Genomic DNA, 2,715 nt, shown 5'->3' on the forward strand with positions numbered 1-2,715 from the left:
GCGACATTGCCGATCGCGGTCGAGCTGTTGCCGCTGGCCGCGGCGCGGTTGCCGATGGCGGTTGCACCGCTGAGCGAAGCTTCTGCCTGCCGGCCTACGGCGGTGGTCAGCTGCGCCGTGGCCGCAGCACTGACGCCAAAGGCGCTTGCCCCGGTGCCATTGGCGGTGGCGGTGTTCCCGACCGCTGTGGATGCGTCCGTCAGCGCACTGGAGTTGAGGCCGATGGCCGAGGCACCTAGCCCGGTCGCCTCGGTGCCTACTCCCAATGCCAGTGCATCCTCGCCGCTGGCTACCGCATCGGCCCCCATTGCAACGGCACGCAGGCCGGTCGCCTGCGTACCAAGCAGGTCGGCGTCATCGCCATCGCCGCCTATAGCTATCGCCCCCTCGGCGCTGGCATTGGCTTGCGGGCCGAGCGCTACTGCACGGACATTGATTGCCTGTGCCCCAGTGCCAAGCGCCAAACTGTCAGTCGCGGTTGCGTCAGCGTCGACCCCCATTGCCATCGACTGGAGGCCAAGCGCCTGGGCAGAGAGGCCCACTGCAATGGAGCTTCCTCCGCTGGCTGTTGAGCGATTGCCGACAGAAATGGCGTAGGAACCCGTGGCTTGCGCGCCCTGCAATCCCGTGATGCCCCCGCCGATGGCAACCGACCCGGTGCCGAAAGCGTAGGCAGAGGAGTCCGTCCCGTCGCCGGAGCCAATCGCCGTGGCATAGCTGCCGAGCGCCCTTGCGCTGCCCCCGACTGCCAAAGCGTTGATCTGGTTGGCATTGGCAAACCGGCCAAGGGCATGCGCACGATCGTTGGTAGCGGTGGCCCCTTCGCCCAGCGCCACTGCCCCGGTTGCGGTTGCACTGGTGTTACGCCCAATCGCAAGAGACAAGGATCCGCTGGCAGACGAGCCGGTTCCGATACCGATTGCATCCAGCCCTGAGCTAACTGAATCCTCGCCAATCGCGATCGATCCGGCACCGGTCGCCTGCGCGCCTAGAGCGTCGGCATCGAGCGCATCGCCACCGATGGCAATGGCACCGTTCCCGGCAAAGGTCTGGACGCCGATGGCAATTGCATCGGCAGCGCTCGCTTCGGCATCCGACCCGATGGCGATGGCAAAATTGCCGCCCACTTGCGCGCGGGCACCCATGGCCATGGATTCATAGAAATCGGCCACCGCCGCTTCGCCGATGGCGACAGAAGCAATCCCGGTCGCATCCGCTTGCGACCCTACAGCAACCGCACCGATCGCTGAGGCGAGCGAGTCTGCGCCAAGGGCGACTGCCTCGTTTGCGGTTGCGTCTGCACTGTCACCCACCGCCAGGCTGTCGGTACCGCTGGAGACGGTCGAGGCACCAATGGCCAGGGCACCATTCCCGCTTGCCGAGGCGTTGAAACCAAACGCGAGCGCGGTAATTGCGCTGGCCGAAGAATCGGTTCCGATAGCAATCGAGGATGCCCCCGATGCAGTTGCGCCGATCCCGCCGCTGGCTCCGGCACCGTCACCTCCGATGGCGATGGATTGCACGCCAGAGGCCTCGCTCTGGAAACCGATCGCGACATTGCTCAACTGGCTGGCAAGCGCTGCGGCCCCGATAGCGATAGCTTCGGTGGCTGTCGCGTCAGCATCCTCGCCGACCGCCACGGCATCGGTTGCGGTTGCATCGGCATTTTCCCCTACAGCTGTGGCTCCATTGCCGGTTGCATCGGCATTGACCCCAAGTGCAGTTGCCGAGGTTGCAGTTCCGGTGTTGGAATTGTCGCCACATTCAACCGTGCTTGCGCCGGTCCCGTCATTGCACGGTGCTGTCGCATCGGCGCGGGCGGGATGGGCATAGGCGAGCGCAATTGCCACGGCGGCAAAGGCAGTCGATCCAAGAATGGCAGTCTTCATATTGGTCCCCTCGAGTAAAGAGGGGCAGGGCAGGCGACCCGCCTGCTGTTATTGTATGCTGCGGCTGCTCGCCGCTGGAAGAATTTTGATTTGCCCTCCCCCGAGAAACGAACGGTGTTGGCCTGTCTGGCCAAGACACTCGGAGAGACTAGCAACCAAGGCAATGTTTTGACCAGCAGCGATTAAGCACTGCCCGGTTGCGGTGAATCGGTGTTCCAGATTGGGGAGGGCGGAACCGTGGCAGTTCCACCCTCCACATTGAGTAAGATTCTAAAACCCCAGTGCGAAGCCAGATCGGGCGATCACCTTGCCGTCGCCGGTGTCACCGACGTGCGATCGCTTGAACGAGCTCGGCGACAGGGCAGTCTATGTAGGGGAGAGCCCGACGGTCGCAGTGTCAGAACCCGAAGCCTACGCCGACGCGTGCACCCCATTCGTCATCTCCGGTGTTGCCGGTAATCCCGGCCGAGACATACATCCCGTCCGAAATCTTGCCGCTGATCGAGCCGGAAAAGCCCTGCTCGCCGCCATAAGTGGCGGCATTGAACCACAGCGAGATGTTCTTGCCCGGGATGATGGGAGCATTGCCCATCGCCATCGCAGCGGCGATCCCGCCGGATAGCCCCTTGTCGAGGTCCTGCAATTGGAAGCTGAGGTCAGCAAGCCCTGCCTCCAGCCCCGATACCCTTCCGCTGAGCGCGCTGAACTGCTGGTCGGAGACCGCGGCGAGGTAGCCGAGCCCGGCCTGCACGTCGCGGACTGCGGCAGCCGAGGCAACAGCCGTGGTGCCAAGGACGCCATTGCCATCGACCGTGACCGCTTCGAC

At 64.2% G+C, this 2,715-nt stretch carries 1 protein-coding gene and 1 pseudogene; both read right to left on the reverse strand.

Translation table 11 applies throughout. The features are described from left to right. Nucleotides 1–1,889 (reverse strand): annotated as a pseudogene (locus QPW08_RS14710) (hypothetical protein); the annotation flags it as partial. 397 nt (nucleotides 1,890–2,286) lie between these two features. Then, nucleotides 2,287–2,715 (reverse strand): hypothetical protein (locus tag QPW08_RS14715; RefSeq protein WP_284126671.1); only part of this gene is annotated, 429 nt, incomplete at its 5' end.

The sequence above is a fragment of the Parerythrobacter aestuarii genome (genome assembly GCF_030140925.1).
Classification (GTDB): Bacteria; Pseudomonadota; Alphaproteobacteria; order Sphingomonadales; family Sphingomonadaceae; genus Parerythrobacter; species Parerythrobacter aestuarii.